Raw genomic sequence first — 24,190 nt, 5'->3', positions numbered from 1 at the left:
GCCTGAAAAGTCAACGCACAAACCGCTTGAGTACGATGGGATGGCGTTTATTTGAGGTAGGCTAACGCCCGCTTCAACATCCGTTCATCAATGCCGTGCCCAACACCGGGCACGATATCCACCGTAAACGACGTCCCCAATTCCTGAAAGCGATGAGCAGCAGCATGCGCATGCCCAACCACAATGACACCGTCCGCTTCACCATGAATCAGATGCACCACAACATCAGCAAATGCAGTCTCCGGTAAAACAGCAAAACGACCGCTGAAAGCAATAATGTGCCCCGCGAGTGGGGCTTCGGACTTCAGCGCCTCCAGCGACATAATGCTCCCCTGCGAAAATCCCACCAGCACGGTTTGTTCTGCGCTAATGCCGGTTTGCTCTTGCCAATCACGCACAGTCTCAACAAAACGCGGTAGGTTTGCTTCAATGCGCGATAACCGATTTTCTTCCGTCACGCCCTGAACAGAGAACCACTGCCGCCCATCGCCATAGCCAGTACTGAACGGCCCACCAATACTGATCACCATTGCCTGCGGTAATGCGGCAGCAAAATAGCGCCCAATCTGTGCCATGCCTGCGGCGGTATCACCCACGCCGTGAAACAGCAGGATTAAACGATTCGCCTCCGAGGGTTGCTGAACAACAATATAATCTTGATTCACGTTTCTCTCCTGACGTCGTGCAGCGAACGCATCATCTGCCGACAGTCGTCATAAAATACGGTTAATTCTCACTATACGCCGCACACTGACAGGAGAAATCGGGAATTACTGAACGAGACGTTCCATTTTTTGCAATGACAGAGGGGTATCAGCTATGCGCGCCGTCAGTGTGGTTTGATAATACGGAGCGTTGAGGCCGGATCGTTCGCCAGACAACGTGCTGGGCGCACCGGCCGTTTAACCAATCCGCCGCCGCAGTTCGGACAGACGTGATGAAATGCGGAATCCGCACAGTCTGGGCAAAATGTACATTCGTAGGAGCAGATGTACGTTTCGGCATCCGGCGGCAAATCACAGTCGCAGCGTTCACAGTTAGGGCGTAATTCCAGCATCGGTTTATCCTGAACGGGACAGAAAGGTTCTTACAACCTACCAGATTTCACTAAACTCGGGAAACCCATCCATGGCACCGTTGCGCATCGAGATCGATTAGCGCACTGGCAGTTTCTTCTCGCCAGCGTTTCAAAAGCGCTTTCTTGCCCGTTAACCCCAGCGTAGTGGACGTTTGCTCACCGTCACCCGGCTTCTCCGCCAACAGACGTAGCGCAAGCAGCGGTAACGGGGTATGAATCAGCAGACGACAGATCGCAGCGAAGCTGGCCTCCATCGGCCGATGTGCAAAGGCAAACCCCGCGAGTTCACGCCAGTCGTCGTCATTCAGTTCAATATTCTCGGCATCCAGCGCCGTATTTTCTGTCTGCGGCAGCGCGAGGTTCAGCGGAATCATACGCTGTAGCCAATACCAGTCACGCGCCAATTGCTGGCTCCCCTGCTGTGCCAGTTCATGCCCCGCCTCACTTAGCGGCAGTACCGCCATCGCGCTGTAGCAACCGCTGCTGGCCTCAAGATGGCTGCCGATACGCACCAGTTGAAACCCACACGACTGCCAGAACGCCCACAGATCTGGCTGATAGCCGAAACTGACTGACAGGTAATCCAGCCCCTGTTTTTGTGCTTCGCGTGTCTGCTCTGCGATTAATGCTCGCCCTATCCCCCGCCGGCGAGATGACGACGCAATCGCAATTCGACTGATGCGACGCGCACGCAGCGTCGGCGCATGCCACAATCCAGCATGCGCCGCTAGCGATTGGGCCACCAGATTACCGCGCGGTCGTCGCCTCCCAGCCCAAACGTCATGAGCCAGCGAGGCAGACAGCCCGCCTTCCTCCACCAGCCACAGTACGCCACACATCTCATCGGCAACCTGTGCGCTGGCAATGTGCATACCCGGCGCATCCATAAGACGGCGTAAATCCAGCGGCGAAGTACGGTAATGTGCGCTACACAATAACGCGTAGCACCACGTCAGACGTTCGGGATGTGTCAGCCAGTCGACGGCACGTTCAGTTCGGATATCCAGTTCGGTAGAGGGCAAAGCCAGAGAACCCGCAATGGGATTCAACGGAGAAGGAAACGAGGCAGGTTCGTTGAACAGCAGCGCCTGATCCAACACGCGCTCCAGCGGATCGTTAACCGCCCAGCGCAGCGGATCGTCCAGCGTAAACGCCCGCCACTGTGGCAATGCAGCACAAAATTTCAGCAAAAAACCCCGCCCGGTGCCTTCATAGCCCTGCACCGTCGTGGTCATCAGAATACGGGGAAAGTAGGGTAACAGTGCCGTAAGTAGAGAAGACGGAATTGCTGCTGCTTCATCAATCAGCAACCAATTGATATCGGGTACACCATGAAGGCGACAATGTGCCAATAACGCATCCGGAGCCCAAAACTGCGCATCAGCACGCGCGTGCTGTTGCAGGATATCCGCCGCTACGCGTGAGGGTGCGGTGATCCAGCAGGTTCCGCGACTACGCTGCGTTAGCATACCCGCCAGCGTTGATTTTCCCCGCCCGCGCGGTGCAGTAATCACAAAAATGCCAGATTCGGCGGCACTCAGTTCATGCAGAACGTGCTGCTGTCGTACAGTCGGTTCGCCATGCGCAGGCTGCCAGTCGGGCCGCTCGGCGAGAGAGCGAATCGCTAATTCCTGCCCCTGTTGCCAGAGCACCACGTCCTTATCGGCCAATAACTGGCGCTGAAAATGCTGAATAAAGTGCGGGGTGGCAATCGACTGTTGTTGTTCGCTCCAGCGCAGGCTGTCTTCATCGGGTAAGGTCGGCCATGACGGCCACGACGGCACCAGCATAATCATCCAGCTACCGGCCTGTAGCGCGCCTGACAGCATCGCCAACGCCTCGACATCCACGCCTTTACGCGCATCAAACACCGCATGGAGAAACTCCCGCCCTAGCAGCGTGCGTACTCGGTTGGCAGAAAGTGAAGTGACGGAATCCGGCGCGTCTTCGCTAATCCACAGCCAGTCGCCAATTGACTGAGAACTGAGCGACAGCGCCTGTGCTTCACACCAGCTCGCTTCACCGCTCAGCACCAGCAGTCGACGGATGCCATAGCGTTGTTGCTGGTGTTGGCTGTGGAGAAAATCACGCAGCATCATCACACGCGCCGGATCAATCAGGTCTTGCCGATTAACAGAGAAAGCAGTCCTGCGGCGATCAATGGCCCGACAGGAACACCGCGAAACAGCGCCACACCCATGACTGTTCCCACCAGCAACCCCGCCACAACGGAGGGTTGGCTGCTCATCAACGACACGCCACGTCCGCCAAGCCAGGACACAACAACGCCAATCAGGATCGCCAGCAGAGATTTCCAGTGCAGGAAGGAATGCATCACTTCACTGGCGGTAATTTTCCCGCTGGCAATGGGTGCCATTACGCCAATCGTCAGCACCACAATACCGATACTCAAACCGTATTTTTCCACCCACGGAAAATAACTATTTAACGGGGTGATGCGTATTGCCAGCAGAACCAGAATTGCCAGCGTGACGGTCATGTTGTGGCTGATAATGCCCAGCCCCGCCAGGACGAGCAGAATTAACAATGTTGGATCGAAGTAAGCCATGGATGCGAGTCTGTCGAAAGTAGTCAGGTTGCGCGTTAAGCAAACCGCGATGATAGCATTAATCGGAGTCAGGGGCAGGTCAGCAAATCGCACAGATACAGAGGGACAAAACGACGGCCATCAGGAAGGAGAGCCGTTAAAACATTCAGGTCATCAGCCTATCGCCGACTGACGGCCTGAACGTAAACGATTGCGCAATTAGTCTAATTTTACGCCGATACGGTGCGCAACTTCTTCATACGCTTCAATCAAACCACCGAGGCTCTGACGGAAACGGTCTTTATCCATTTTGTTCAGCGTTTCTTTGTCCCACAGGCGGCTACCGTCTGGTGAGAACTCATCACCCAGTACGACTTCACCCTTGAACAGACCAAACTCCAGTTTGAAATCGACCAGAATCAGCCCAGCGTCGCCAAACAGTTTGCTCAGTACATCGTTCGCCTTGTAGCTCAGCTCTTTCATGCGAGCCAGATTCTCTTCGCTCACCCAGCCAAACGTCTTGCAGTAAGATTCGTTCACCATTGGGTCATGCATCGCATCGTTTTTCAGGAACAGATCGAACAACGGCGGATTCAGCTCGATGCCTTCTTCGATACCCAGACGTTTTACCAGCGACCCTGCCGCGCGGTTGCGCACGACACACTCGACCGGCACCATCTCCAGTTTTTTCACCAGCACTTCATTGTCAGACAGCAGGCTCACCATTTGCGTTGGGATTCCGGCTTCTTCCAGTTTGCTCATGATGAAATGGTTAAACTTGTTATTTACCATTCCTTTACGGTCAAACTGCTCAATGCGCGCACCGTCTCCTGCTGATGTATCATTGCGGAACTCCAGCACCAGTAGATCGGGATCTTCGGTGGTGTAGACAGTTTTCGCCTTTCCACGATACAGCTCAGCTAGCTTTTGCATCTTTAATTACTCCACACAGTGAGGGTCAAAAATACGACCCGTATATTTAACGCTTCCCCGAACGGTTGCCAACAACGCCCGCCAATTCGGGTAGAGGGGTTGAATGAAGAAGGGCCGGATAATCCGACCCTTGGTTTATGTGTTATTTACCGAACGCCGCCTGGAATACGGCCACCAGCGCATCGTTCTGAGACTGGGTTAGCGTATGCCCTTTGGAGTCGATAAATTGCAGACTGCTGCGGTTATCTAAATCGCCGACCTGCAATTTGTAATCGCCGTTAGGCAGCTCAGGGTTTTTCGCGCCTAAATCATCCCAGGTTCCGCCGCTTGGTGCGCGATACGTGACGGAGACAGAGCCTTGCGGACGGCTGCGATCGTTCACCTTCATACCGATCTTGTCCAACGCAACAGGCAGACGATCCCACACCACCGTGTACGGGCCACGTACAATCAGCAGCGGCAGGCCAGTGTCATCCGCGCCGCTCTGCACATCCAGAGAACCAATGGTACGGTTTGCCAGCGCATTTTCACGTGCCGTTGCCTGAGAATCCAGACCACTGCTAAGCGCATTCAGCATCAGGCCGGCATAACGCTGAGCCTGATCGCCCGTCGTCACCGGTTGGCCGTTCAACTGTAATCCCAGCAGTTTCACGATCAAAGCAACCTGATAACCCTGCTGCTGTACGGAAATCTGATAACGCCCCTGATACGGTACGTCTTCATCTTCACGTGGCCATGTGATCCAGTCCGTAGTCAGCGTTTGGCTGGCATCCTGACGGCTGGCGATGGTGAACGCTTTATCTTGCAGCACGCGGATAACCTGAGACCAGAGCTGGCTGTTTTGCGAGCTGTTTTCTAACAGCAGCGTTGCCGTATCCCCTGAAACCTGGGTACGCGAACCATTTAACAAAGCCAATGGCTGCACAGGAGGACGGATATCCAGTGCCTTGCCGACCGCGCCATTCAGGGTAACCGGTGGTATCTCATAATCCCCGTTCTGCAGCGGTAAAATCATTCCGGCAGGCGTATTCAGCGCGTGATGCTCAGGCGCTTTCAGATAGGATTCATCGCCACTGACCTGACGCTTATAGCGCTGATCGCTGGAACAAGCCGCAAGCAACATCACGAGTGATAGGCCAACGACTTTTGCCACCATCGACTTTTGTAATGAATAACGCATTAAATCTCCCTAACGATTACAGCAAACCCGCTTGCTTAAGTGCCAGCCCCATCACCGCACGGCCGGAATCGGTCAACGGTGTCATCGGCAGGCGCAGCGTATCGGTCGCCATGAGTCCCAATTCCTTACAGGCCCACTTCACCGGAATAGGATTGGGTTCAACAAATAATTTCTGATGCAATGGCATCAGGCGCTGATTCAAACGGCGCGCTTCAGCAAAATTGCCCTGCGCCGCCAGCTTGCAAAGTTCTGCCATTTCACGCGCAGCAATGTTCGCCGTTACGGAAATCACCCCTTTACCGCCGAGTTGCATAAAGTCTAACCCGCTAGCGTCATCGCCGCTCAGCAAAATGAAGTCTTCACTAACCAGCTCTTGGATCTGGCTTACCCGACTTAAGTTCCCCGTCGCTTCTTTAATTGCGACAATATTTTTCACTTCAGACAAACGGGCAACCGTTTCTGGCAGCATATCGCAACCGGTACGAGAAGGTACGTTATACAGGATTTGTGGCAAATCGGTATGTTCAGCGATCGCTTTGAAGTGCTGGAATAGCCCTTCCTGCGTCGGTTTATTGTAGTACGGTGTCACCGTCAGGCAGCCAACAACGCCCGTGCCATGAAAGCGTTTGGTCAGTGAAACGCCTTCGGCGGTAGCATTCGCACCGGTTCCAGCGATAACGGGAATACGCCCGTCGCTCAGCTCCAGCGTCAACAACACGACATCGCCATGTTCGTCATGGCTCAGCGTGGCGGATTCGCCCGTCGTGCCGACAGAGACAATCGCCGATGTACCGCTAGCGACATGATAATCAATCAGTTTCTTCAAGCTCGCCCGATCGACAGCGCCTTTGGCGTCCATCGGCGTAACCAGCGCAACAATACTTCCCGTAAACATTGGCCATCCCCTCCACAAACAAGTGCTTCATGGTACTTTTGACCTCTATGCAAAAGCAAGCGGACAAGGGCGTTGTCGGTGCCTGACGCAGGTTTTTTTATGACGCAGCAAACGAAATTAAAAATGCTTCTGACGTTTTGGTACAAAAGCAGCCCGTTTACTGCGGCTGATACATCACTCGTAAGACGTTTTACGGTGTTTTTTTCCCCGACCGATCAAAGCCAAATATCATTTTCAGCCGTCAGTTCACCGCCTTCATCACCCGTATTTAACACGCCTTTCGGTTCAATGAGCAGCATTTTTACTTCATGTTCTGCGTAAGGTTTATGTTCAACGCCGCGCGGGACGACATACATTTCCCCCGCATCGATACGCACATCGCCGTCACGAAAATCAATTCTCAATTGACCTTCCAGCACAATAAACGTTTCGTCCGTATCGGAATGGGAATGCCAGATGAAATCACCCTGAATCTTAACAATCTTGAATTGATAGTCATTCATCTCAGCAATGACTTTCGGCTGCCAACGATCGTCGAACAGCGCTAACTTTTGGGCAAAATTAATGGATTTATACATACCGTCTCTCCTTTATGATGACGGCATCAGGTTAGCAAAGCAGAGTCGCGGCGATATTGAACGATTGTGCAAGTCGATTAAAACGTAGTGAACATGCGCTGCCAGTGGCCGGGGGAAATGCCAAATGCCTTCACGAAATGGCGCGTCATATGGCTTTGGTCTGCGAAGCCCGCAAGAGCGGCAATATCGGCGAGATTGTCACCCACCAACATGAGTCGCCGACAGTGTTCGAGGCGGCGCATGGTGAAAGGCACTTTATTTCTGATTACCAACGCCCACTTTAACGCGGAATGCCCGCCGCCCTTCGGGCCGCCGCAAGCGGCGTTAAAAATTGCTCCTGGCAATTTTTTATGTTTACCATGTGTTAATGGGAAAAAAGACAGGAAGCATGATGTTGCCAAGCTCACAAGAACACTATCTGGTTATTACCGCGCTGGGGGTTGATCGCCCCGGTATTGTCAATGCGATTACCCGTCACGTCAGTAGCTGTGGCTGCAATATCGAAGATAGCCGTCTTGCCATGCTGGGCAAAGAGTTCACATTTATTATGCTGCTGTCCGGCAGTTGGAACGCGATAACGCTGATTGAATCGACTCTGCCACTAAAAGGCGCGGAGATGGATTTACTGATCGTCATGAAACGGACGGAGTCACAGGCCAGCCAACCAACGCCTTCCACCGTTTGGGTGAAGGTTGACGTCGCCGATTCTCCTCACATCATTGAGCGTTTCACTGATTTGTTCGATTCTCACCAGTTAAATATTGCTGAATTGGTTTCAAAAACGCAGCCCGCAGAGGGTGAAAAACCACCGCAGTTGTATATTCAGATTGCCGCGCACAGTTCTGCAACGCTTGATAGCTCAATTATTGAGCCAGCCTTTCATCAGCTATGTACAGAATTGCACGCACAAGGCAGTATTAGCGTCGTTAACTATGCCCAATAGTCTAATTTATGGGTATATCCACAGCATGAAGAGAAACAAGACGGAGAGTCGTGATGAACACACTGAAAGCCGGTGATATTGCACCGAAATTTAGCTTGCCCGACCAGGATGGCGAACAAGTAAATTTAACCGACTTCCAGGGACAGAAAGTGTTGGTGTATTTCTACCCTAAAGCGATGACGCCAGGATGCACCGTTCAGGCTTGTGGCCTGCGCGATAACATGGATGATTTGAAAAAACATGGCGTTGAAGTTCTTGGTATTAGCACGGACAAATCAGAAAAACTGTCCCGCTTCGCCGAGAAAGAAGTCTTAAATTTCACCCTGCTTTCTGATGAAGATCATCAGGTTTCAGAAGGATTTGGCGTTTGGGGAGAAAAAACGTTCATGGGGAAAACCTATGACGGCATTCATCGCATCAGCTTCCTGATCGATGAAAACGGCAAGGTAGAGAAGGTTTTTGACGACTTCAAAACCAGCAACCACCACGACATCGTTCTCGATTATCTGAAAAGCGCCTGATTCGCGGTTTTCAGTCTTTCCACTGGCACCGTAATCGGTGCCGGTTTTCCTGCGGTTATCTCTCTTCACCACGTTTTTCCCACTGGGGCATTTCTTTGTCTGCCATCGCTGGCTAAGATAGTCGGCAGAATGCTTTCACGTTAGCTGTTGATAAGGTTATCTTCCGTTATGTCTATTCGGTTAAGAAAAACGCTCATGTCCGTCCTGCTCGGAGCATTATTGGCTGGCAGCCAGCTTCCAGCTCAGGCTGACACGCTAGATCGGCTGCCGGATATCGGCACCACCGCAGGCGGTACGCTTAGCATCAATCAGGAGTTAGCGATGGGCGATTTTTACGTCCGTCAACTGCGGGCCGGTGCGCCGCTTATCAACGATCCTCTTCTGTCCAATTACATTAATCAACTCGGTAACCGATTGGTCAAACAGGCCGATTCGGTGCGCACGCCGTTCCATTTTTATCTGATCCGCAATGACGATATTAACGCCTTCGCCTTCTTCGGCGGCAACGTAGTACTGCATTCCGCTCTGTTCCGCTATGCCGATAGCGAGAGCGAGTTGGCCTCCGTACTGGCACATGAAATTTCTCACGTCACCCAGCGTCATCTGGCGCGCAGCATGGAATCTCAGCAGCGCAGCGCCCCGCTCACCTGGGTCGGTGCACTCGGCTCTATTTTGCTGGCAATGGCTAATCCACAGTTAGGAATGGCTGCGCTCAGCGGCACGCTGGCAGGTGCGCAGCAGGGCATGATTACGTTCACGCAGTCAAATGAACAAGAGGCAGACCGCATCGGGATCCAGGTACTACAGCGCGCGGGCTTCGATCCGCAAGCCATGCCAAATTTCCTGCAAAAGCTGGCTGACCAATCACGCTATGCCTCCAGACCACCGGAAATGTTGCTGACACACCCATTGCCGGAAAGCCGCCTGTCAGATGCCCGTAACCGTGCCAACCAGATGCGCTCGACGCCAGTGCAGTCTTCTCAGGATTTCCTGTTCGCCAAAATACGTACTTTTGGTATGTATGGTGCACCGGATCGTCCGCTCAATGACGATCTATTAGTGCAGTGGGAAAAAGGTAACGTGCGGGAGCAGTTAGCTGCGAAGTATGGCCGTGCGATTCAGTTGTATCAGGCGAAGAAGTACGATGAAGCGCGTAATGTGCTGCAACCGCTGCTAAGCAGCACACCTGACAATCCGTGGTTTCTGGATATGATGACCGATATCGATCTGGGACAAAATCGCGCCACGCAGGCGATCGCCCGTTTACAAAACGTGCCCGGAATGCAAGCTAATCCAGTACTTCAGCTTAATCTGGCCAATGCCTATGTGGAAGGGAAACAGCCTGCTGCCGCTGGCAAAATACTGTATCGCTACACCTATGCGCACCCTGACGATCCGAACGGCTGGGATCTATTAGCGCAAGCCGCAGCAGCCCAAGGGCTGCGCGCAGAAGAGTTGGCAGCTCGCGCAGAGAGTCTGGCGCTTAATGGCCAACTCGATCAATCTATTCGATTACTGAGCAACGCGAGTTCATTGGTCAAATTGGGCAGCCTGGAGCAGGCTCGCTACGATGCCCGTATTGACCAACTCCGCCAGTTACAACAGCGTTTCCGCCAGTACCAGAAATCCTGATAAGGAGCATGACGATGACACAGCTTTCAACCAAATCATCCGTGACGATTTACCACAACCCGCGCTGCTCAAAAAGCCGTGAAACGCTGGCGCTGCTGCAAGAGCACAATATTGCCCCTGACGTCGTGCTCTATCTCGATACGCCGCCCAATGCCGCGACGCTATCTCAGATTATCCAACAGTTGGGCTTTAGCAGCGCACGCGAGTTGATGAGAACCAAAGAAGAGATTTATCAGCAGTTGGGGCTATCGAACGCCGAGTTGACAGAAGCGCAACTTATTCAGGCGATGATTGATAACCCGAAACTCATCGAACGCCCTATCGTCGTGGCACAGGGTCAGGCACGTATTGGCCGCCCGCCGGAGCAGGTGCTGGAGATTCTGTCGTTGTAAATGTCTGTAGTTGTGGACAATTGCTGTGAACGATCGTCAACTCGCGATCCCCAACTACAGTCCGAGGATCTCTTTCACAAACGGAATGGTCAGCTTGCGCTGTGCAGTGATGGAAGCATGGTCAAGCTGATCGAGCGTCATAAATAACGTGCGCATTTCTCGATCTAAACGCTTAAGCAGAAAACGACTCACGTCTTCTGGCAATTCGAACCCACGCAGTCTGGCACGTAACTGTAGTGCTTCCCCTTTCTCATCATCTGACAACGGCTGTAGCTTGTAGATTTGTCCCCAGTCGAGGCGAGAAGCCAGATCGGGCAGACGTAAATTCAACTGCCGCGGCGGACGATCGCCGGTAATCAACAGCCGTGCACGTCCCGTTTCCTGAATGCGGTTATACAGATTAAACACCGCCATTTCCCATTCTTCATCGCCTGCAATAGATTCGATATTGTCGATACAGACCAGCGCCAGTTGCTCCATACCTTCCAGCACGTCTGGCACAAAGTAGGCGCGTTTATCCAGCGGCACGTAGCCCACTGCGCGTTCCTGACGCGACAGTTCAGCGCAGGCAGCATGCAACAAATGGCTGCGCCCGCCTCCTTCGCGTGACCAGAAATAGATATAGCTACCATGCTCTTGATACAAAGCATTGTTGACAGCGGCAAGAAGAGACGCATTTTCACCCGGATAGAAACTGGCAAATGTTTCGTCATCGGGTAAGTAGAGTGGCAATGAAAGCTGTGCCGGCGTGTTCAGAATCACCTCAAGCAAAACGGGCAGGAAAACGGATCGAGTTTACCACAGAAACCTGTCCCTGTTGAGACCACGATCTACGCAGCCTCAACAGGGGGAATAACACAACTATGAACGCACGTCGTTCTCTTCCGGCGCATCGAGGATCTCTTCCTCTTTGCGGAACAGGCTGATGACTTTAAACACCAGACTCATACCGATACCGACAACCGTCGCCAGCGCCATGCCCTTCAGTTCGGTCGAGCCCAGATGTACTTTCGCACCGCTGACGCCGATGATCAGAATCACAGAGGTCAGGATCAGGTTTTGTGCTTTGTTGTAATCCACTTTGGATTCAATCAGCACGCGAATACCAGAGGCACCGATCACGCCGTACAGCAACAGCGACACACCACCCATGACAGGAACCGGTACAGCCTGAATCGCCGCGGCCAATTTACCTACGCAGGAGAGCAGAATCGCAAGGATCGCGGCGCCGCCAATAACCCAGGTGCTATACACTTTGGTAATCGCCAGCACGCCGATATTCTCTCCGTAGGTCGTGTTCGGCGTAGAACCGAAGAAACCAGACAGCACGGTAGAAATCCCGTTGGCAAACATGGAGCGGTGTAGTCCCGGATCGCGCATCAGATCTTTCTTCACGATGTTCGCCGTCACGACCAGGTGGCCAACGTGTTCTGCAATTACCACCAGCGCCGCAGGCAGGATCGCCAGAATGGCAAACCACTCAAAGCGCGGCGTATAGAATGTTGGCATCGCGAACCAGTGCGCTTCACGAATCGGGGTCAAGTCAACCACGCCCAGCGCGAACGACAGCGCATAGCCAGCCAGTACCCCGATCAGAATCGGGATGATCGCCAGAAAACCGCGAAACAGCACCGATCCCAAAATGGTGATCGCCAGCGTTGCCAGAGAAATCGTCACCGCAGTGGAATCAACGGATGTGCCATCGGCAGGCAGCAGTCCGGCCATTCCTGCCGCAACACCGGCGAGCTCAAGGCCGATAACGGCGACAATCGCCCCCATCGCCGCAGGCGGAAACAGCACATTCAGCCAGCCAGTACCCGCTTTCTGAACAATCAGCGCCACCAGACAGAACAACACGCCACACATGATGAAACCACCCAGCGCAACTTCATACCCCAGCGGCAACAGCAGTAAAACGGGGGAAATGAACGCAAAGCTCGACCCCAAATATGCAGGGATTTTTCCCTTACAAATGAATAAATAAAGCAGCGTACCCACGCCGTTAAATAACAGTACGGTCGCCGGGTTGATCTTAAACAGGATGGGAACCAGAACGGTAGCGCCAAACATCGCGAATAGATGCTGGAAACTCAACGGGATAGTTTGTAACAAGGGGGGGCGTTCACTCACCCCGATGGCGCGACGAGTCATCTTCAATATCCTCTGTAGTGTTGCTATTTGTATGTGCAGGTAGACCCACACTTATTATCACAGCCAGACTCATCCCGCCCCACCGTAGTAAAGCAGGATGATGTTGACTGCTGATGTAATAAAAGAACCGCGTGTGACGTAACACAGGCTGTGGCGCACCATAGGAAGTACTTAGGTTCGCGCCAAAAAAAAGCCGACTATAAGTCGGCTTACCTGTTATTTCGTACCAAATATTTTATCGCCCGCATCACCCAGGCCCGGCATGATGTAACCTTGCTCGTTGAGACCCTTATCAATGGATGCGGTATAAAGCTCAATATCCGGGTGAGCTTTCTCCAATGCGGCAATCCCTTCTGGAGCCGCGACCAATACCAGTACCTTAATACTGTGGCAGCCTGCTTTTTTCAGCAGATCGATCGTCGCGATCATCGAACCACCGGTCGCCAGCATTGGGTCAACAACCAGCGCCATGCGCTCTTCGATATTGGAAACCAGCTTCTGGAAATAGGGAACAGGCTCCAGCGTCTCTTCATTACGGTAGATACCGACAACGCTGATACGCGCGCTAGGGACATTCTCCAGCACGCCTTCCATCATCCCTAACCCTGCACGCAGAATCGGTACAACGGTAATTTTCTTGCCTTTAATCTGATCGACTTCAACCGGACCGCACCAGCCATCAATGGTGACTTTTTCGGTGGCCAGATCGGCCGTCGCTTCGTAAGTCAACAAACTTCCCACTTCGGAAGCCAGCTCGCGAAAGCGCTTAGTGCTAATATCGTTCTCACGCATCAAACCCAGTTTATGTTTGACAAGTGGGTGTTTCACCTCGACGATCTTCATCATTATCTCCCCATCGGCTAGTGGACGGACAAAAACGCTAAACGCGTTTTAAACACCGCTTGCGGCGGCCCGCAGGGCGGCGGGCACGAGAGCCCGTCGTAAAAAAAATCGCGGGATTATACCGCCTTTTTTACTTAGCGCCATATGATTAAGCCTGATCCAGATCAACCGAGGAGATAAATTGTCGTCATCAACGAAAAATAGCCAGCCGATGACTCATCACTCGCAAACGATTGCCTACACTGTTAGAATTAGCGCGCATTATTTTTACCACAGTATCTTTTCCAAATACCGTGTTTTCTGAATGCCATATTTTTTTAATACAAGTCTGTTTTTGAATACAACCCGTAACCTTCGTGGGGACTCAGCAGTGACCGACAAAACCTCTCTCAGCTATAAAGACGCAGGCGTGGATATCGATGCAGGTAATGCATTGGTAGACCGAATCAAAGGTGTAGTGAAACAGACCCGTCGCCCGGAAGTTATGGGTGGATTGGGTGGTTTCGGTGCCTTGTGCGCCTTACCGCAAAAATACCGCGAACCGATTCTGGTTTCCGGCACTGATGGAGTCGGCACCAAACTGCGCCTGGCGATGGATCTGAAACGCCACGATACGATTGGTATCGATCTGGTTGCGATGTGCGTGAACGATCTGGTCGTCCAGGGTGCTGAACCGCTGTTCTTTCTCGACTATTACGCCACGGGTAAGCTGGATGTCGACACCGCTGCCAGCGTGATTACCGGTATCGCGGAAGGCTGTAAGCAATCAGGCTGTGCGCTGGTCGGTGGTGAAACCGCCGAAATGCCGGGCATGTATCACGGTGAAGACTACGATGTTGCCGGCTTCTGCGTCGGTGTCGTAGAAAAATCAGAAATCATTGACGGTAGCAAAGTTCAGCACGGCGATGTTCTCGTTGCCCTCGCGGCAAGCGGCCCGCACTCAAACGGCTATTCTCTGGTGCGCAAAGTGCTTGAAGTCAGCAAAACCAATCCAGAGCAGTTCGAACTGGAAGGCAAACCGCTGGCCGACCACCTGCTGGCACCGACCAAAATCTATGTGAAATCCGTGCTGTCCCTGATTGAGAAAGTGGATGTCCACGCGATTTCTCACCTGACCGGCGGCGGCTTCTGGGAAAATATCCCACGCGTGCTGCCAGAAGGCATGCAGGCAACTATCGACGAATCCAGTTGGCAATGGCCTGCGGTCTTCAACTGGCTGCAACAGGCTGGTAATGTTAGCCGCCACGAAATGTATCGTACTTTCAACTGCGGTGTTGGTATGATCATCGCACTGCCAGCCGAACAGGCAGACGAGGCCGTTGCGTTACTCAACAGCAGCGGCGAAAACGCATGGAAAATCGGCGTCATTACCCAAACCGATGCCGGAGACGCAGTGGTTATTAACTGATGAAAAACATCGTTGTGCTGATTTCAGGTCATGGAAGCAACTTACAGGCGTTGATTGACGCCTGTAAAAACGGACGCCTTAAAGGAAAGATTGTCGCCGTATTCAGTAATAATGCGGAGGCTTACGGACTAGAACGCGCGCAGAATGCTGAGATCCCTACGTGCGTCCTGAATCCTGAAGATTTTGCCGACCGTGCTGCATTTGATGCCGCATTAGCAAACGAAATTGAACAGTATCAACCGGCACTGGTGATCTTAGCAGGCTACATGCGGATTCTTAGCCCGGAATTTGTTGCAACTTTTGCAGGCAAAATGTTAAACATTCACCCTTCTCTGCTGCCCAAATATCCTGGCCTACATACGCATCGTAAGGCGCTGGAAAATGGCGATAATGAACACGGCACGTCCGTGCATTTTGTCACCGATGAACTGGACGGCGGCCCGTTGATTCTGCAAGCGAAGGTTCCTGTATTTACTGACGATACGGAAGAAAGTCTAAGCGAACGCGTTAAGACGCACGAGCACACGATTTATCCGATGGTCATTAACTGGTTCCTGAACGGCAGATTGGTGATGCGCGAGAATGAAGCCTGGTTGGATAGCGTGCGTATTCCTCCACAGGGTTATGCTGCCGAGTGATGTTGTCAGCTCATCGCTTCATCATAGAGTAAGGCTCCCCTGCGGAGCCTTACTCTTTATTACGTATTCACTTCTTTTTTCTTTCGGCATCCACTCGCTAGTCATCATCATTTCTTCTCCCCTATTTATGCTTTAAGTATTCATTGGTTATTATTGAACGTTCTACGCAGAACGCTCCGCCGCTATACTAGCGTTAGCATACTCATGCCAGCGTGACCTCAGTAACCACGGTTCACGTCCCTTTTAACAATTAAGGATTCACTATGTCCGGTACGAGCAATTCCGTTCGGCTACGACCGCTGGAGCGGGACGATCTCACTTTTGTTCACCAGTTGGATAACAATGCCAGTGTGATGCGTTATTGGTTTGAAGAGCCTTACGAGGCCTTTGTCGAACTCAGCGATCTGTACGACAAGCATATTCATGACCAGAGCGAGCGGCGCTTCATTATTGAACACGAACAGACTAAAGTCGGTCTGGTTGAACTGGTGGAGATTAACCATATCCACCGTCGCGCGGAATTTCAGATCATCATCGATCCCGCGTATCAAGGCCGCGGTTACGCCAGCACGGCAGCCAAACTGGCGATGGATTACGGCTTCTCGGTGTTGAACCTCTATAAGCTGTATTTGATTGTGGATAAGGAAAACCAGAAAGCGATCCACATCTACAGCAAACTGGGGTTTGAGGTCGAAGGCGAGTTGATCCACGAGTTTTTCATCAACGGTGAATACCGCAACACGATCCGCATGTGTATTTTCCAGCATCAATATCTGGAGAAACACAAAACCGTGACGGGAACCGGCGGCGAAGCACCGGGAAGTTCTATCAGTCAGTAAGGTAAAAAGATCGAGTTTCTCTGTTATCCGGCATCAAAAATTATGCAGCGGTGAGCTTGACCGCCGAGTGAGCGACAGGACGTCGCGAAAGCCAGTGCCGCGTAGGGAACGCGTCACTGGCGGCTCGATTAGCGGTCATGAACACCGATGGAACCGCGTAGCGGCATAATTTAGCCAGAAGCCAGGGTTCGCAGGGCTGCGGCGCTTGAGCGCCCTGCGTCGGGCGCTGATAAGGTTTTGCATAAACGTGGCGGCGGTATTGCGCACGAAACTTTCTCTATATTTGCATAGCAATTCGTCTCAGAGAAAATGGCGTATTCTTATACGCAATATCACCCCGAAAACTGCCGGAACAGTGCTTTACCGCGTAAGAGCCGCAGACCCAGCCAGCCGCCGCAGAGCGACAGCAGGAACGCCGCAATTAACGGCAGTGTTATCCACATCCCGATATTCGGTTCCCAGGCAAAGTTGAAGACCTTACGCTGTAACAGCCACAGAGCCGACTCAGCGCCAATTGCCGCCGCCGTTCCCGCAACCAACCCCAGCACCGCGAACTCACACCACAGCGTGGTACGCAGCAGGCGCAACCCGGCTCCCAGCGTGCGGTATACCATCAACTCCTGACGCCGTTGACGCATCCCAACCTGAATTTGTGCCAACAGCAGCAACACGCCGCAGAACAGTACCAGAATGACCATAATCTCCAGCGCTCGACTCACCTGCTGCAAGACCTGCCCCACCTGACGCAGGATACTGCCGATATCCAACACACTCACCGTCGGGAATTGGCGATTTAACTGCGTAATCATCTTCTCGTCACCATCGTAGCGGAAGCTGGTCAGCCAAGACTGTGGCTGGTTGTCCAACGCCCCCACGGGGAAAATAAAGAAGAAATTCGGACGCAGACTTTCCCAGTCCACCTGACGAAAACTGGTCACCGTGGCGCTAAACGGCTGCGTGTCACCGGTAAAGGTCAGCGTATCGCCAATCTTGATGCCCATCTCTTTGGCTTCTTTCGCTTCCATCGAGACTTCGCCCGCCTTCGGCGCTTCCCCTTCCACCAATACGTTGTGCTGCGGAATCCCGTTCATCCAGGTCAGGTTCAGTTCACGGTTCACCGTGTTGCCGCCTGGATCGTCCTCATGGATTACTTCCGTCGCAATCTGCTGATTAATCTCCGTCAGCCGTGCACGAATAATCGGGAAGAACGGCTCCGGCATCACGTTATGCTGAGAAAGGAAATCCCTCACCTGCGGCACCTGTTCCGCCGTGATATTCAGCAGGAAATAGTTCGGGCTGCCCGGCGGCAACTGCTGCTGCCAGCGCTCTAGCAGATCACCACGCATTACCAGCAGCAACGCCAATAGCATGAAGGACAATGAAAACGCGGCCAGTTGGCTGAGTGTCGACCACGGCTGACGCAGCAGGCGATTAATCGCCAGGCGCAACGCCAGTCGCTTAACCGTCAAACGCCGTAACAGCAGCAGACCGCCCCAACCGATGATGCCAAGTAGTAGCGACAGTACCGCCACACCGCCAAGCAGCGACCACAGCAGCACGCCGCCACCGGACAACACGGCCAGCAACCCAACGACAATAATCAGGACAATCGGCAGGTAGTAGCGCAGCGGCCACACGTTCGCCACCACATCCTGACGCAACACGCGCAGCGGCTGTGTCGCCAGCAGCAGCCGATACGGCCGCAGCCCAACCAGCAGCGAGATCAGCACCAGCGAGCCTAGCGCCCATACCCACGGCCACAGTCCAGATGCTGGCAATGCAGCAGGCAGCACCGGAGCCAGCATTTTCATCAACAGTGCCTCAAAACCCAGCCCAAGCACGCTACCGCAGACCGCAGCCAACCCAAGCACGGAAAGCCATTGGCCGATGATTAATCGCCTCAGTGCTTGTTTGCCCGCCCCCAGCGTTTTCAGAATAGCGACCAAATCATAGCGACTGCGGCAGTAATGCCCCATCGCTACCGCAACGGCAGCGATAGACAACAGCAGCGTCAGCAGCGCCGACAACAACAGGAACTGCTGCGACCGCTTTAACGACTGGCTCAGCGCACCTTCAGAATCCTCCATGCCATACCAGCGTTGATCGGGCTTGAGCTGTGGCTTGATGAAGTTACTGAACTCACTAATCTGTTTTTCATTGCCAGAAAACATATAGCGCCAGGTAATGCGCCCACCCGGTTGAATCGCTCCGGTTTTCTCGACATCGTCCAGATTCATCAGAATACGCGGTGCGGTTTCGAACGGATTAAAACCGGAATCCGGTTCCTGAATCAGTTCACCGCTGATACGCAGCGAGGTATCGCCGACATCCAGCATGTCACCGACTTTCAGATCAAGTAAGGCCAGCAGGCGCGGGGCCACCAGCACCGTTCCCGCTTCCGCATGTAGCCCTTCAGGGCGAGTCTGCAAATTACCGTACAGCGGATAGCGCTGGTCGGTAGCTTTAACCTGCGCCAACTGCGGCATATCGCCCGCAAACGTCATGGTCATAAAAGAAATCTGCCGACTGAGCATCAGCCCGCGCTGCTCCGCTTCCTGAAGCCAGGTGTCTGCGACAGGCCGAGATGCGCGCAGCACGCGGTCACCCGCCAGAAAATCACGACTCTGCTGACTGAGACCTTTTTCCATGCGATCGCTGATCGTGCCCAACGCCAGCACGCAGGCGACAGCCAGCGTTAACGCGAGCCAGACAATCAGTAAGGAAGGAGAGCGCCATTCGCGCCAGAACCACCGCCAGATCATGCGTCCTCCCGCAGTTTGCCGTCGACTAACCGCAGGCGTCGCTCACAGCGTGCCGCCAGTTGCTCATCGTGTGTCACCAGAATCAACGTGGTGGCATAATCGCGATTGAGGGAAAACAGTAAATCAACGATGCGTTCACCGGTTTTACGATCCAGATTCCCAGTTGGCTCATCGGCAAACAACACGTTAGGGCGGCCGCTAAACGCGCGCGCCAGCGCTACACGCTGCTGTTCACCACCGGAAAGTTGGGCGGGAAGATGATGTAAACGCTCACCCAGCCCGAGCTGTTGCAGAAGTTGCTCGGCCTGCCCACGGCTGTGGCTATCGCTTTCACCGCGCAGCAACGCGGGTAATTGCACGTTCTCCAATGCATTCAGCGTCGGCACCAGCATGAAAGACTGAAAGACAAAACCGACATGCTGGGCACGCAGCGCCGCGCGACCTTCTTCGTCCAGCGCATTGAGCGATTTTCCCATCAGGCTAACGTCACCTTCTGTGCCATCATCCAGCCCGGCCAGGATCCCCAGCAAAGTTGATTTCCCCGAACCCGATTCACCAATCAGGGCAATTGTCTGCGCAGGTTTGACAATAAGCTCAACTCCGGTAAGGATGGAAAGCCGATTCTCTCCTTGACCAACGTGCTTACTAAGATGATGAACTTCAAGAATGTTTTCTACGTGCGCAGTTTTGCTTGGCGTAGCACTCGCTGGGCTGGTCTTCGCAAACATGTTTTCGTCCTTTTGCTTCTGGGATTATGCAGCGCACGCGCTTTCGCTGCTGACACATTATTAATTCTGGGCGATAGCCTCAGTGCGGGCTACCAGATGCCGGCCGCTAACGCATGGCCAACACTGCTGAACACCCAGTGGCAAACGCAAAAAAAGGGTATCGCTGTAGTTAACGCCAGCATTAGTGGTGACACCACTGCACAGGGGCTGGTGCGACTTCCTAACCTGCTGAAACAGCATCAGCCGCGCTGGGTGTTGATTGAGCTGGGCGGCAATGACGGACTTCGGGGATTTCCGGCACAAAATATCGAGCAGGATCTGGCGAAAATCATCACGCTGGTCAAACAGGCTAACGCTCAACCGCTGCTGATACAGGTTCGTTTGCCGACCAACTATGGCCGCCGCTACACCGAGTCATTCAGCAATATCTACCCCAAACTGGCGGAGCAGTTTACGCTTCCTCTTCTGCCTTTCTTTATGGAGCAAGTGTATCTTAAACCGGAGTGGATGATGGAAGATGGCATCCATCCAACCCGTGATGCCCAACCGTTTATCGCAGAATGGATGGCGAAGCAGTTGGAGCCCTTAGTTAACCATGAGTCTTGATAAATAGGCTTTTGAATTAGGTAAAGTTATGCAAAAAACGGTCTTCATTACCGGTTGCTCCAGCGGCATTGGCCTGATTGCCGCTCAGGATCTGCAAAAACGTGGCTATCGCGTGATTGCGGCCTGCCGCCGTGCGGAAGATGTTGCTCGTCTGACTACGCTCGGCCTGAAGGTTATTACGCTGGATCTGGATGACAGCGCCAGCGTTGAACAGGCCGCCGCGGACGTGATCAGATTGACTAACAACCGCTTGTATGGCTTGTTTAATAATGCTGGATACGGCCTCTACGGGCCGCTGAACACCATTTCACGTCAGCAGCTTGAACAACAGTTTTCCAGCAACCTGTTCGGTACACATCAGCTCACACAACTGTTATTGCCAGCAATGCTGTCGCACGGCGAAGGCCGCATCATCCAGACCAGTTCAGTGCTGGGACTGGTGTCCACCCCCGGGCGTGGTGCGTATGCCGCCAGCAAACATGCACTGGAAGCCTGGTCAGATGCGTTGCGTATGGAACTCCACGGCAGTGGCCTGCACGTCAGCCTGATCGAGCCTGGCCCAATTAGCACACGCTTTACCAACAACGTCGCACAGACGCAGATGGATAAACCCGTCACCAACCCCGGTATCGCTAAACGCTTCACGCTGCCGCCGGAAGCGATACTACCGAAACTCCACCATGCGCTGGAAAGTTCACGGCCCAAATTACGCTATCCCGTGACGCTGGTGGCTCATGCCCTAACCTGGCTGCGCCGTCTGTTACCGGGGTGTTTGCTGGATAAAGTATTACGTGGATAAAGCAGCAGAAAGTGATGTATTGCGCACTCACCTCTGCACAAGGCTTGTAAGTGACACCGACAAGCCCCATCTAAAGGTCAAACGAATTCAAGAAGTAAGAGAGACTACTCATGTTAGAACAACAAGCGACTATCATTGACGTTAACGAATCTAACCTGCATCAGGTTTTGGAACAGTCCGCGACTCTGCCCGTCCTGTTTTACTTTTGGTCGGGGCGTAGCCAGCACTGTCTGGAACTGGAGCCGGTGTTAGACAAACTGGCACAGGAATACGCAGGGCAGTTTGTTCTGGCGAAGGTGGACTGTGATGCCGAGCAGCGTGTCGCCGCCCAGTTTGGCCTGCGCTCAATCCCAACTGTTTATCTGTTTAAAGACGGGCAGCCGCTGGATGGTTTTCAAGGACCACAGCCGGAAGAAGCCGTTCGTGAACTGCTGAAACGCGCACTGCCGAAAGAAGAAGAGCTGAAAGTCGCTCAGGCACAGCAACTGATTCAGGAAGACAAATTGCCGGAAGCGATGCAGCTACTGAAAGACGCCTGGCAACTCAGCCAGCAGCGCAGCGATATCGGCCTGATGCTGGCGGAAGTGCAGATTCAAATTAAACGCAGTGAAGATGCTGAAGCTGTGTTGGCCACCATTCCTTTGCAAGATCAAGACACGCGCTATCACAGCCTCGTCGCTCAGATTGAATTGCTGAAACAGGCAGCAGATACGCCAGAAATTCAGCATTTGCAGCAGCAGTTGAACGCTGACCCGCAAAATGCGGATCTGGCAGTGCAATTATCTCTGCAACTGCATCAGGTTGGTCGTAATGAAGAAGCGCTTGAGTTGCTGATGGGATTCCTGAAGAAAGATCTGGCCGTCGCTAATGGCAGCGCGCGTAAAACGCTGATGGATATCATGGCCGCCCTCGGCACCAGCGACGCCCTCGCCGCCCGCTACCGCCGGCAGCTTTATTCGTTATTATATTGATTCTCTTGTGGGAAAGGCCAGAACGTTGATTCTGGCCTTCTTATTTGCAGGCGAGTATTAGCCATCGGCTTATCGGCTTATGCTAGATTGATGTGATAGTTTCGGGCGTACTAACCACCCTACTTTTCTGTCATTTCATCACTCGCCCGACAAGGAGCGCTCAATCGCCGCAGCTCCTTGACCTCTGGCTATTTGGCGGACGTTGTGCCGCTTCGCGGTACCTTCGGCGTTCGTGCCCGTTATTCGGGCCGTCAGTGACGCGTTCCCGACGCGGCACTGACTCTCGCCGCGTCCATGCGGCTCACCCGACGGTCACGCCCACCTCAGCACAACGTTTGACGCCGAAAAATAAAAAACAGCAAAATCAGAGAAATTACAGATTACTGTATGTCTCTCGTCTGACCATATTTTTACTTAAAGCGTCTTCAGCACCGTAATCCAACCGTGTCCACCGTACACTGACCAGCCGTTTAACCAGCGGCGCAACATATTCATCGCCAGCATCGCAACCACGTCCTGATGGGTTTTCAGGCTATAGCGCTGTACGTTGAACTGTATCGTTTGGGCGAAAGATCCTTCCGGCGTATGCAGCGCTAATGACAGTTCAGCGTCATCCCGGCTGCCGACCACCAACGCTAACGATGCACCCTGTCGCTCTGCCAGATGGCGTGCATAGTCCACTAGCCCGGACAGGCTGGTATCTTGAACACTTGCCAGCAACTCTCCGCCAGCCAGCGGTGTATCCGCCGACTGGAGTTGCCAGTTGAGCAATCCTGCCGTGAAGTGTTCACTCACCGCCAGCGTCATATCACGTTCGGCGAGGCGTCGCGCCAACTGTGCAGGTAGTCCTTCAGTGCCTTCAAAGATCGTATTCTCACCTGCTACAGTGCGCACCGTTTCCCATAGTTGCTCCATCCTTTCTTGCTGTGCGGCCGGGCCAGTGAGCTTCAGCTCAATAATCGGCATAGAAGATCGGTAGCCCAGCACCACGCCCGGCGGTAACGCCATGCCATCCAGTTGGCTTGCCAGATCGCTCTCGGAGCGACCAAAGGTGGTCAAACGCAAACACAGCGGGGCTTCCGCCACAGCAAAGCGTTCACGCAGACGCGGCATAATCTGTTGATCGACCATGACCTTAAATTCAGACGGTACGCCCGGTGTGAAAAACATCAGGCACTTGTTCAATCGCAGCGCAAAACCACAGGCTGTACCGACTGGATTATCCACCATTTCGGCGCTGGCAGGGATTTGCGCCTGTTTACGATTACTGGGAGCCATGACTCTGCCGCGTTCGGCAAAAAAAGCCTCCATACGCGCCAGCCATTCAGCGTGCTCAACCAACCCTTCTCTCGCTGCGGTAGCGGCCGCCAATGCGCTGAGATCGTCGCTGGTCGGCCCCAAACCGCCGTTCACAATCAGGATATCGGCTATCTGGCTGCGCTGCGTGATTGCGGTCACCAACGCATCGAGATCGTCACCCACCGTCATCCGGCTGGTCATCGGTAATCCCTGCACAAACAGATAATCCGCCAGCCAGGCCGCGTTGGTGTCAATAATCTGACCATGCAGCACTTCATCGCCGGTACATAACATCTCAACCCTAAGCATTTTTTCACTCCTGATGATAATCCTGAAACCACTTTAAAAAGTCGGATGAGCAAACACAATATTTCTTTCGTCCTGCCCGATAACGCACCGCTGCCGGCATGTCGCCCTCTGGTGTAAATATAAAATTACACTCGTCG

The 24,190-nt window shown here is 53.3% G+C and carries 24 protein-coding genes and 1 pseudogene; 10 read left to right on the top strand and 15 right to left on the bottom strand.

The window, feature by feature from the left end; genetic code table 11:
• Window positions 1–47: 47 nt before the first annotated feature.
• The 9 genes and pseudogenes from ypfH to A7983_RS23520 all read right to left on the bottom strand — a co-directional run.
• Window positions 48–665 carry an esterase gene (gene ypfH, locus A7983_RS14850; RefSeq protein WP_005976242.1) on the bottom strand — a complete coding sequence of 206 codons (618 nt, stop codon included), beginning with the start codon at window positions 663–665 and terminating at the stop codon, window positions 48–50.
• Between the two features lie 164 nt (window positions 666–829).
• Window positions 830–1,057, bottom strand: a complete 228-nt coding sequence (locus A7983_RS14845; protein WP_005976239.1) for a DUF1272 domain-containing protein — start codon at window positions 1,055–1,057, stop codon at window positions 830–832.
• A gap of 50 nt (window positions 1,058–1,107) precedes the next feature.
• Window positions 1,108–3,177 carry a tRNA(Met) cytidine acetyltransferase TmcA gene (locus tag A7983_RS14840; RefSeq protein ID WP_005976237.1) on the bottom strand — a complete coding sequence of 690 codons (2,070 nt, stop codon included), beginning with the start codon at window positions 3,175–3,177 and terminating at the stop codon, window positions 1,108–1,110.
• 17 nt (window positions 3,178–3,194) lie between these two features.
• Window positions 3,195–3,647 carry a DUF441 domain-containing protein gene (locus A7983_RS14835; protein WP_005976235.1) on the bottom strand — a complete coding sequence of 151 codons (453 nt, stop codon included), beginning with the start codon at window positions 3,645–3,647 and terminating at the stop codon, window positions 3,195–3,197.
• 198 nt (window positions 3,648–3,845) lie between these two features.
• Window positions 3,846–4,559, bottom strand: coding sequence for a phosphoribosylaminoimidazolesuccinocarboxamide synthase (gene purC / locus A7983_RS14830; RefSeq protein WP_005976233.1), 714 nt, complete (start codon window positions 4,557–4,559; stop codon window positions 3,846–3,848).
• A gap of 142 nt (window positions 4,560–4,701) precedes the next feature.
• Window positions 4,702–5,739 carry an outer membrane protein assembly factor BamC gene (gene bamC / locus A7983_RS14825; RefSeq protein ID WP_005976231.1) on the bottom strand — a complete coding sequence of 346 codons (1,038 nt, stop codon included), beginning with the start codon at window positions 5,737–5,739 and terminating at the stop codon, window positions 4,702–4,704.
• A 16-nt stretch (window positions 5,740–5,755) separates the two neighbouring features.
• Window positions 5,756–6,634 (bottom strand): 4-hydroxy-tetrahydrodipicolinate synthase, encoded by an 879-nt coding sequence (gene dapA / locus A7983_RS14820; protein ID WP_005976229.1) that lies wholly within the window; start codon window positions 6,632–6,634, stop codon window positions 5,756–5,758.
• Between the two features lie 215 nt (window positions 6,635–6,849).
• Complete coding sequence (locus A7983_RS14815; protein ID WP_005976227.1) at window positions 6,850–7,212, bottom strand: cupin domain-containing protein; 363 nt, start codon at window positions 7,210–7,212, stop codon at window positions 6,850–6,852.
• Between the two features lie 77 nt (window positions 7,213–7,289).
• Window positions 7,290–7,454 (bottom strand): annotated as a pseudogene (locus tag A7983_RS23520) (helix-turn-helix domain-containing protein); the annotation flags it as partial.
• 149 nt (window positions 7,455–7,603) lie between these two features.
• Between A7983_RS23520 and A7983_RS14810 the strand changes: the two are divergent.
• The 4 genes from A7983_RS14810 to arsC all read left to right on the top strand — a co-directional run bounded on the left by A7983_RS14810 (window position 7,604) and on the right by arsC (window position 10,700).
• The gene (locus tag A7983_RS14810) at window positions 7,604–8,155 is read left to right on the top strand and encodes a glycine cleavage system transcriptional repressor (protein ID WP_005976223.1); all 552 of its coding nucleotides are present in this window, start codon (window positions 7,604–7,606) and stop codon (window positions 8,153–8,155) included.
• 53 nt (window positions 8,156–8,208) lie between these two features.
• On the top strand, window positions 8,209–8,676 hold the full coding sequence (gene bcp / locus A7983_RS14805; RefSeq protein ID WP_005976221.1) for a thioredoxin-dependent thiol peroxidase: 468 nt from the start codon (window positions 8,209–8,211) through the stop codon (window positions 8,674–8,676).
• A 168-nt stretch (window positions 8,677–8,844) separates the two neighbouring features.
• Window positions 8,845–10,308, top strand: coding sequence for a beta-barrel assembly-enhancing protease (gene bepA / locus A7983_RS14800; protein ID WP_005976219.1), 1,464 nt, complete (start codon window positions 8,845–8,847; stop codon window positions 10,306–10,308).
• Between the two features lie 14 nt (window positions 10,309–10,322).
• Window positions 10,323–10,700 (top strand): arsenate reductase (glutaredoxin), encoded by a 378-nt coding sequence (gene arsC / locus A7983_RS14795; protein WP_005976217.1) that lies wholly within the window; start codon window positions 10,323–10,325, stop codon window positions 10,698–10,700.
• 54 nt (window positions 10,701–10,754) lie between these two features.
• Here arsC and hda read toward each other — a convergent pair whose 3' ends face one another.
• The 3 genes from hda to upp form a co-directional block, all read right to left on the bottom strand.
• Window positions 10,755–11,462, bottom strand: coding sequence for a DnaA inactivator Hda (gene hda, locus A7983_RS14790; RefSeq protein WP_005976214.1), 708 nt, complete (start codon window positions 11,460–11,462; stop codon window positions 10,755–10,757).
• A gap of 99 nt (window positions 11,463–11,561) precedes the next feature.
• Window positions 11,562–12,851: a uracil permease gene (gene uraA, locus A7983_RS14785; protein WP_005976212.1), complete on the bottom strand. Its 1,290-nt coding sequence runs from the start codon at window positions 12,849–12,851 to the stop codon at window positions 11,562–11,564.
• Window positions 12,852–13,067: 216 nt separating this feature from the next.
• Complete coding sequence (gene upp, locus A7983_RS14780) at window positions 13,068–13,694, bottom strand: uracil phosphoribosyltransferase (protein WP_005976210.1); 627 nt, start codon at window positions 13,692–13,694, stop codon at window positions 13,068–13,070.
• 370 nt (window positions 13,695–14,064) lie between these two features.
• Here upp and purM point away from each other — a divergent pair, with 370 nt between their 5' ends.
• The 3 genes from purM (at window position 14,065) to speG (ending at window position 16,579) form a co-directional block, all read left to right on the top strand.
• The gene (gene purM / locus A7983_RS14775) at window positions 14,065–15,102 is read left to right on the top strand and encodes a phosphoribosylformylglycinamidine cyclo-ligase (protein ID WP_015730939.1); all 1,038 of its coding nucleotides are present in this window, start codon (window positions 14,065–14,067) and stop codon (window positions 15,100–15,102) included.
• Window positions 15,102–15,740, top strand: coding sequence for a phosphoribosylglycinamide formyltransferase (gene purN / locus A7983_RS14770; protein ID WP_005976206.1), 639 nt, complete (start codon window positions 15,102–15,104; stop codon window positions 15,738–15,740). Before purM ends, purN begins: the two co-directional genes overlap by 1 nt.
• A 263-nt stretch (window positions 15,741–16,003) precedes the next feature.
• Entirely contained in the window at window positions 16,004–16,579 is a 576-nt protein-coding gene (gene speG / locus A7983_RS14765) for a spermidine N1-acetyltransferase (RefSeq protein WP_005976204.1), read from the top strand.
• A 332-nt stretch (window positions 16,580–16,911) separates the two neighbouring features.
• Here speG and ybbP read toward each other — a convergent pair whose 3' ends face one another.
• Both ybbP and ybbA read right to left on the bottom strand, forming a co-directional pair.
• The gene (ybbP, locus tag A7983_RS14760) at window positions 16,912–19,341 is read right to left on the bottom strand and encodes a putative ABC transporter permease subunit YbbP (protein WP_005976202.1); all 2,430 of its coding nucleotides are present in this window, start codon (window positions 19,339–19,341) and stop codon (window positions 16,912–16,914) included.
• Window positions 19,338–20,069, bottom strand: coding sequence for a putative ABC transporter ATP-binding protein YbbA (gene ybbA / locus A7983_RS14755; protein ID WP_005976200.1), 732 nt, complete (start codon window positions 20,067–20,069; stop codon window positions 19,338–19,340). Before ybbA ends, ybbP begins: the two co-directional genes overlap by 4 nt.
• Here ybbA and tesA point away from each other — a divergent pair.
• From tesA to A7983_RS14740, 3 genes are all read left to right on the top strand, one after another.
• Window positions 19,992–20,675: a multifunctional acyl-CoA thioesterase I/protease I/lysophospholipase L1 gene (gene tesA / locus A7983_RS14750; RefSeq protein WP_071531161.1), complete on the top strand. Its 684-nt coding sequence runs from the start codon at window positions 19,992–19,994 to the stop codon at window positions 20,673–20,675. The genes ybbA and tesA overlap by 78 nt on opposite strands.
• A 28-nt stretch (window positions 20,676–20,703) precedes the next feature.
• Entirely contained in the window at window positions 20,704–21,474 is a 771-nt protein-coding gene (locus tag A7983_RS14745; RefSeq protein WP_005976196.1) for an SDR family oxidoreductase, read from the top strand.
• A gap of 110 nt (window positions 21,475–21,584) precedes the next feature.
• Window positions 21,585–22,445 carry a co-chaperone YbbN gene (locus A7983_RS14740; RefSeq protein ID WP_005976194.1) on the top strand — a complete coding sequence of 287 codons (861 nt, stop codon included), beginning with the start codon at window positions 21,585–21,587 and terminating at the stop codon, window positions 22,443–22,445.
• Window positions 22,446–22,859: 414 nt separating this feature from the next.
• On the opposite strand, the gene A7983_RS14735 is transcribed toward A7983_RS14740, so the two are convergent.
• The gene (locus A7983_RS14735) at window positions 22,860–24,053 is read right to left on the bottom strand and encodes a nicotinamide mononucleotide deamidase-related protein YfaY (protein WP_005976191.1); all 1,194 of its coding nucleotides are present in this window, start codon (window positions 24,051–24,053) and stop codon (window positions 22,860–22,862) included.
• Window positions 24,054–24,190 lie beyond the last annotated feature (137 nt).

This window comes from Pectobacterium wasabiae CFBP 3304 (genome assembly GCF_001742185.1).
Classification (GTDB): domain Bacteria; phylum Pseudomonadota; class Gammaproteobacteria; order Enterobacterales; family Enterobacteriaceae; genus Pectobacterium; species Pectobacterium wasabiae.
This window is presented reverse-complemented; position numbering and strand designations above follow the sequence as displayed.